The organism is Bacteriovorax sp. DB6_IX, from assembly GCF_000447775.1.
Taxonomy (GTDB): Bacteria; Bdellovibrionota; Bacteriovoracia; order Bacteriovoracales; family Bacteriovoracaceae; genus Halobacteriovorax_A.
Window position 1 is genome coordinate 1 of the sequence record NZ_AUNJ01000339.1, and the last position, 6,881, is coordinate 6,881.

The following is a 6,881-nucleotide window of genomic DNA, read 5'->3' on the forward strand; positions in this document are numbered from 1 at the left end:
GCGATTTCTCTACTATGCTGATATCAAAGTACTTTAGATCGTATCTAATATTTTCATATTCCCAAAACTGGAAAGCGTCAGGATTGTTTGAGGCATTCTTATAGGCCTTAAGAGGAACTTCGACATGATCCTTAATTCTCCTTAGAGCTAAATTATTCCTTGTTCTCTCTAGTGATACAGAATCTGCTAAACCATCCATCAAAGACTTGATATATTCATACTCAGAGTTAATATAGTTTTCAATAATTTCAGCCTCTTTTTCTGTTTTGTAATTGAGCATATGACTTGCCTCGTGAAAGAGAAGGGCAAGGATACTTCTATGTAAGCTTATGGTAGGGACTTTTTTAAGTTGTTCTAGAGAGAGACAGATTTGGGCATCTTTAGAGAAGCTACTAACGGCTCCAACTCTTTCTCTATGGTAGAGATCGTGACATTTTTGTTTTAATTCTACATTGTCTGAGTTGACGATTGTTCCTAAGCCTTGTCTTTTAAGAGGATAAAGAGAGTCGCAGTTTCTTTCAGCCTTTCTTTCACAGAGCTTTCTGCGTCTCATTTGGATTCTTGTCGGGAGTCCTACAAGCTCGACAAGAACTTTTTGAAGGAAAGTGAGGTTTTCGATTTTATCTTCATATCCATTATATTCAATCGCGAGCTGGTCTACGAGATGAACAGAGAAATTCATTCCTTCTTCTGTTGTTGAGATTTGTTCTAAAGCTTTTTGAAGCGTTTCTTGAATATCTTGTTCTGTTGGATATTCATAACCTGAACCTCCACCATCGATAACACCACCACTTGCAGATTGCGATGGGGCTTCAACTTGATTAATGACAAGTGTGCGCTCTTCTTTTTTCTGACAAGAAAGAAGAGTGATAAAAACAGTCATTAAAATGGCCATTGCGGTTCTTTGATACATATATCAAATATATAGGAACCAAGATGAGCTTAGGGGGATTCTTTGAATTTGCTGAAATACTTATATGTCAAAGCCTTAGACAGGCTCTTTAAATAACAAGTACTTATCTGTGAGTCGAATCTTCATCCAGTGCTTTCTTCCTGGCTCTCTCATCTTTAGCTTCGTGGCGACAAGTCTAAGACCTTCTGGGTGGGAGTTCTCTTCTCCGTAGAGAGGATCTCCAAGAACAGGGTGACCGAGATCTGTGAAGTGCACACGAATCTGATGCTTACGACCCGTAATAATTTGTGCTTCAATTATCGTACTATTTTCACGTCTTTCTAGAACTCGATACTTTGTGATGGCCTCTTTACCTTCTATCTGCGCATTGATCTCACCTTGATCGTCGGCGATTTGACCGAGAACTTCTGCTTGGTAGAACTTTTGAATCTGTCTTTCACGAATTTGCTCACTAAAGAACCTCGCAGACTTTCTATCGTAGGCCATAATGATAAGGCCTGAAGTTTCTCTATCAAGTCTGTGGACGAGGTATGGCATTCTATTTAGTCTTTTTTCAACATGTCTAAGTAGAGTAAACTCATCACCATATTTCGTTCCCTGACATAGCAGGCCTGCTGGTTTATACCAAACACCCCAGTTGTGAGTATCGTGAATACACTCTAGGGTATCCATATCAACGGGTTTAATATTTGGATCAAAATAGAGTTTAATCTTTTGACCGGCCTTTAAAGTTCCTTTAACCTTTCGGACTTTTCGATCGGTTTTTCCTTCGTTTATCCAAATGGCACCAGCTGCAAAGAGCTTTTTTAGGGCAACTTTTGAAAAAGGTGTATTTTCAGCAAGGAGCTCTAAATAGGGAGTTTCCTCAGTAACTTTAAATGAGAATGTCTTCTTAGACTTTGGTAGATTTTTCACAAGGACTTAAATAGTCAAAAATTCGTTACTTGGCAATCGCCTATGAAATTTCTGCGCGTTTCTCATGAAATAAGAAATATTGAAAGACCTGGTACATGGCCAAGGAGGTGAGGATATGCCAGAGGGAGTGACCGTAGAAGTGCCACTGCTCAAAGCACATGAGTCTCGATCTATCGAGAATGAAGCAGAGTCCCCCTACGATAACAAAGATAATCCCGGTTAAAAGATAGTCTATTGTCTGCTTATTTTGTGGATGTTCTTTATAATGGTTCCAAGAGATGAGGACTGTTATAAGAAAGTAAACCGCAAAAATGAGTGCAAATCGCTCCTTAAAAACGCTAATCAAATAGGTTGGAACTATAGCGAGAATAAACCATTTAAATAGAAATTTATTCATAGGCTCTTTGGGAAATTTTATATTGCAGATGATCCAAGCGAGGATCGAAAAGATGGCCCCAAAGTCCATATAGCGGCTGAAACTTATAAATGAGCTATGGAGAAAGGCACTTGCTATACCTTGAAAGATGTATATCCAGGCCAGGAATTGGAGTCTTTTAAATTGAGTCCCTCTTAGTTTGAAAAGAGCTAGAAATCCAACCAAGGAGTAGGGAATACTAGTGATAACGGCCATGGGTTGGAGAATGAGCTCTCCGAATCTCATTGGCTCACAATTGCAATTTTTAGGAAAGCAGTGAAGGCGTTCGAATTGGTCCCAAGGGTTATTGGCCATAATATGGGCAACCTGAGCAGCCAGATTGGCAACATTCGCTAATATCAAAACCCGCTTCTTCTTCCACCTTCTTCAGTGGTGCCACTTCCAAATACCTCGTCCCATTTTCCGTTTTGAGTTCAGTGTAGAAGTCGGGAGACTGACTAGGGCTTGGCGCAGCTCCAAGCATAAGGGAAATAGAAAATTTGTGGGCCTCTGATTTATTGTCAAAGATAATAGAGAAGGCTCTCCCCGCACTAGGAAGGACTTGATATTTTCCTTTATCTTCAAATGGCTCCGTTATATATTCACTCATAAATCCCTCCGTTTAGACGGGCTATAGTTAAAGTATCATAAGACTCATTGAGCTCAAAGGAATATCGATGTTTTGGAACTTTCCCATTGTTTACGATGAACCTGTTTTTAGGCCACCGTCTGAAGGACGCAGCCTGTTAATTCAGCAAACTATTGGATGTTCGAATAATAAGTGCACTTACTGCAATATGTACCGTTCAAAAACCTATCGTGTTCGCCCTGATTCAGAGGTGCTGGAAGATATTAGAAAGGCCGCAGATTATTACAACAGAATTGGGCAGTTGCCAGAGAAGATCTTTCTTTGTGATGGAGACGCTCTTGGGGCTCCTATGGAGAGTTTGGAGAGATCACTGAAACTGATTGCTGAACTCTTTCCTGATGTTAAGAGAGTCGGAGTTTATGCAACTGCTGAGAATATGCTTGAAAAAACTGAGGAAGAGTTAAAGCGACTAAGTGAGCTTGGACTCAAGATTGCCTATCTGGGATTGGAGTCTGGTTGCGATAAAGTTCTTCATCTAACAGTCAAAGGAAATACCGCTCAGGAGATGATTGAGGCCAGCATTAAGCTTATGAATGCGGGGATTGAGCTTTCTGTCATTGCCATGTTAGGCCTGGGAGGTCAGAAGTTTACGACTTCCCATGTTGAAGAGACAGCAAAAGTTCTAAGTGCCATTTCACCAAACTATCTCTCATTCTTAACAACAATACCGGTGCCAGGGACACCTTATCACCGTATGGTTGAAAGAGGATTCGAGATGTTAACAGTTAAAGAACTCTTAGGGGAGATGAGAGATATTCTCAATAAAGCGAGTTTTTCTCGAAGAGTTTTATTTAGAACAAACCATGTCTCTAATATGTATCCCATTGGTGGAACTCTGCCTGATGACCAAGAAGAGATTGTGAATTTGCTAGAGAATTGGTATGAAGAAGCACCGGTTGGAACCTATCCTCCGAAACCGGCACATATGTAGGAAAGGAAGAATATGTCACAAAAAGAGTTTTATATTTATGCTGGAATTCTCGTTGCAGTTATTTTCATCCTCTCTATTGGAGTAAGCTTCTACTATATGAAGCTTAAGCGCTTAACTGAGCAGCGAAAAAAAGAGGTTGAGCACTTCGTCAAAAAAGAAGAAGAGCGAATTGCCTTTGTTAAAGATAGTTTAAAAACCATCTCAATGGCCTTTCTACAAAAACAATGTGAAGCGTCAGAGGCTTGTATCAGGTTGAGAATGTTGATTGATCGCGTTGATTTTGTTTCAAATACAGATTATCCCCATATCTTTGATATGTATGAAGAAATCAGAAATTTTAAGACACATGAGGCACGCAAGGCACTTTCAAAGCAGGAGAGGTTTGCTGAAGATAAGCAAAGATTTGCCATCGAAGATCGTTACATGGATAATTTAAAAACAGAATGTGAGCAGTTGCTAAATAAATTAGAAGCTCACTAATGTTTTTTAATGAATTACTATGTCCATAATCTGAATCCCATTGCTTTTGAAATTTTTGGAATGCCATTTCCGTGGTATTGGCTTGTCTACTTCCTAGGTTATTTTTGGGTTTATTTTAGTGTTCGCTATTTGGTTAAAAAGGGCATTAGTAGGATTAATTTCGAAGAGTTTCAAAACTTTCTCTTCTATGGTTTTCTTGTCTTACTCTTTTCAGGAAAAGTTTTTTATATTCTCTTCTATAACTTGAATCACTATCTCGAGCACCCTCAAGATATTCTCGCGATATGGAAGGGAGGAATGAGTTTTCACGGCGCCCTAATCGGTTGCGGGATTTGGACTCTTTACTACACAAGAAAATTAGGACGAAATTTTTGGTCCTTCGCTGATACCATGTGCTTGGTAACTCCCTTTGTTTTATTCTTTGGACGAATCGCAAACTTTATAAATGGTGAACTCGCAGGTCGTGTCACAGATGTCTCATGGGCCGTGATTTTTCCAAAGCTCTATGATACTAGTCCTAGGCATCCTTCTCAAATTTATGAGGCGCTATTAGAGGGACTCCTACTCTTTGCGATGATGTGGTTGCTAAAGAAGAAACTTTCTCGAGAGGGCTTTTTAAGTGCACTCTTTCTTATCGGATATGGAGTTGGTCGATTTATTGTTGAATTCTTTAGAATGCCGGATCCCCAGATCGGGTATCTTTTAAGATATTTTACTATTGGACAAGTGTACTGCTTACTAATGATTTTTGTTGGTGCACTGATTTTAAAAATTAAGAGGTCTATATGAATGATTGTACTGTTTGGGATAATTCCCATATTTTTAAGGATCTTAATGATCCCGCTATTAATGAACTCTTAGAAACTTCAAAGAGTGATGTTTCAAATATTCAAGAATTGATGGAGAGTTTTAAACAAACTCAATCTATCGAAATCGTGCAAGATGTTTTGAAGCTCAGAAGAGAACTTGTAATTGAGTTAAGTCAATTAGCAACATACCTAAGTTCTATTACAAGTGTTGATTCTAAAGATGAGGACGCTTTGAAGTTACAATCAAAGCTTTCAATTATCTGGTCTGATATTTTCAAGGCCACAAAGCCAATTGATACTTTTCTTATGCAATGTTCTGATCAAGATATTGAGAAAGTCCTAAGTGACGAAGATTGTAAAGAGCATGAATTTCTAATTAAACACTCTCGTCTTAATAAAGACTTTACTCTATCTGATGAAGAAGAGGGGATTCTCGCAGGTTTTAGATCTCATGGGATCGATGCTTGGGGAAAACTTTATAATGCCATTTCAGGAAATATGACTTGTGAGGTGAATGGAGAGCAAGTTGGTTATGCAAATGCAGCTGCTAATTTAAGAGGAAGTGATCCTGCTTTAAGAGAAGCTTCATGGAGAGCAATTCAAAAGTCTTGGACTGAGGCAGAGCAAAGTGCTGCGGCCATTTTAAATGGAATTAATGGTTGGCGAAACGAAGATATGAAAACTCGTTCGCAAAGAGCTGGACGTGAACTTCATGCTCTTGATGTGGCGACTCATAGTGCGAGAATCTCGAGACAAACTCTCGATGCTCTCATGGAGACAACATATAAGAATCGCTTAACAGGTCAAAAAGCTCTAACGGCGATGGCCAAATCGAGATCACAAGAAAAGGCAAACCCTTGGGATCTTCTTGCATCTCCACCTGTAAAAGAAGGAGAGTCTACTCCTTATACATTTACTGAGGGAATGGAAATGATTATCCAGGCCTTCAACTCTTTCTCTTCGGAGATGGGGGAGTTTGCCAAGATGATGTGGGATAAGAACTGGATTGATGCTAAGCCAACTCCGGCGAGAAAGCCTGGTGCCTACTGTACTAAATTTGCAAAGCTCAGAGAGCCAAGAGTCTTTATGACATATAATGGTTCAATGGGTGATATTATGACTTTAGCTCATGAGCTAGGTCACGCTTATCATAATTGGGTTATGAGAGATATGCCTTATTCAAAGACAATGTATCCAATGACCCTTGCTGAAACGGCTTCTATTTTTGCAGAGACCCTCGTTCGTGATTACCTCTTTGAAAATGCAAAAACGGACAAGGAGAGATTTGAAATTTGTTGGGAAGACGCATCTTCTGCAGAGGCCATGTTATGTAATATCCCTTCTCGTTATGAATTCGAGAAGCTTCTTGTAGATAAGAGAAAGGAAGGGGAGCTTTCAGCTAATGAGCTAAAGGATCTTATGAAGGATGCTTGGCAAACATGGTATGAAGATTCATTAACTGAATATGATGAAATGTTCTGGGCATCAAAGCTTCACTTCTCAATTTCAGGGTTATCTTTTTATAACTACCCATACCTTTTTGGATATCTCTTTAGTTTAGGGATTTATGCGCAAAAAGATAAAATGGGAGATAAATTCGTAGAGTTGTATAACGGAATTCTAAGAGATACTGGATCGATGACTGCAGAAGATCTTATCAAGAAGCATCTCGGGAAAAATATTGAAGAGGCCGAATTTTGGCAAGATAGTCTTGATATCGTTGCCAAGGCCGTAAATCGATTTGAATCTTTATAGATTATAAGTAGGGG

The 6,881-nt window shown here is 39.2% G+C and carries 8 protein-coding genes; 4 read left to right on the forward strand and 4 right to left on the reverse strand.

What is annotated here, in order from left to right; translation table 11 throughout:
* The 4 genes from M901_RS10325 to M901_RS10340 all read right to left on the reverse strand — a co-directional run.
* Window positions 1-913, reverse strand: a 913-nt coding sequence (locus M901_RS10325) for a hypothetical protein (protein ID WP_021278149.1), incomplete at its 3' end; no start/stop codon positions are given.
* Between the two features lie 75 nt (window positions 914-988).
* A complete protein-coding gene (locus tag M901_RS10330; RefSeq protein ID WP_021278142.1) occupies window positions 989-1,828 on the reverse strand; it encodes an RluA family pseudouridine synthase in 840 nt (279 codons plus the stop codon).
* 40 nt (window positions 1,829-1,868) lie between these two features.
* Window positions 1,869-2,606: a ceramidase domain-containing protein gene (locus M901_RS10335; protein WP_198295388.1), complete on the reverse strand. Its 738-nt coding sequence runs from the start codon at window positions 2,604-2,606 to the stop codon at window positions 1,869-1,871.
* Window positions 2,548-2,853 carry a hypothetical protein gene (locus tag M901_RS10340; RefSeq protein ID WP_021278148.1) on the reverse strand — a complete coding sequence of 102 codons (306 nt, stop codon included), beginning with the start codon at window positions 2,851-2,853 and terminating at the stop codon, window positions 2,548-2,550. Before M901_RS10340 ends, M901_RS10335 begins: the two co-directional genes overlap by 59 nt.
* 67 nt (window positions 2,854-2,920) lie before the next feature.
* Here M901_RS10340 and M901_RS10345 point away from each other — a divergent pair, with 67 nt between their 5' ends.
* Genes M901_RS10345 through M901_RS10360 form a run of 4 tightly spaced genes read left to right on the forward strand, consistent with a single transcriptional unit; the run spans window position 2,921 to window position 6,867 of the window.
* A complete protein-coding gene (locus M901_RS10345; protein WP_081653426.1) occupies window positions 2,921-3,823 on the forward strand; it encodes a radical SAM protein in 903 nt (300 codons plus the stop codon).
* A gap of 12 nt (window positions 3,824-3,835) precedes the next feature.
* Window positions 3,836-4,303, forward strand: a complete 468-nt coding sequence (locus tag M901_RS10350) for a DUF2489 domain-containing protein (protein WP_021278146.1) — start codon at window positions 3,836-3,838, stop codon at window positions 4,301-4,303.
* 9 nt (window positions 4,304-4,312) lie between these two features.
* Window positions 4,313-5,092 carry a prolipoprotein diacylglyceryl transferase gene (lgt, locus tag M901_RS10355; RefSeq protein WP_021278144.1) on the forward strand — a complete coding sequence of 260 codons (780 nt, stop codon included), beginning with the start codon at window positions 4,313-4,315 and terminating at the stop codon, window positions 5,090-5,092.
* A complete protein-coding gene (locus M901_RS10360) occupies window positions 5,089-6,867 on the forward strand; it encodes a M3 family oligoendopeptidase (protein ID WP_021278145.1) in 1,779 nt (592 codons plus the stop codon). The genes lgt and M901_RS10360 overlap by 4 nt, the downstream gene beginning before the upstream one ends.
* The last annotated feature ends 14 nt before the right edge of the window (window positions 6,868-6,881 follow it).

What these genes read in the sequence shown, in the direction of transcription:
- M901_RS10340 (WP_021278148.1), bottom strand. Translation starts at nt 2,853, where the DNA reads ATGAGTGAATATATAACGGAGCCATTTGAAGATAAAGGAAAATATCAA.
- M901_RS10345 (WP_081653426.1), top strand. Translation starts at nt 2,921, where the DNA reads ATGTTTTGGAACTTTCCCATTGTTTACGATGAACCTGTTTTTAGGCCA.
- M901_RS10350 (WP_021278146.1), top strand. Translation starts at nt 3,836, where the DNA reads ATGTCACAAAAAGAGTTTTATATTTATGCTGGAATTCTCGTTGCAGTT.
- lgt (WP_021278144.1), top strand. Translation starts at nt 4,313, where the DNA reads ATGAATTACTATGTCCATAATCTGAATCCCATTGCTTTTGAAATTTTT.
- M901_RS10360 (WP_021278145.1), top strand. Translation starts at nt 5,089, where the DNA reads ATGAATGATTGTACTGTTTGGGATAATTCCCATATTTTTAAGGATCTT.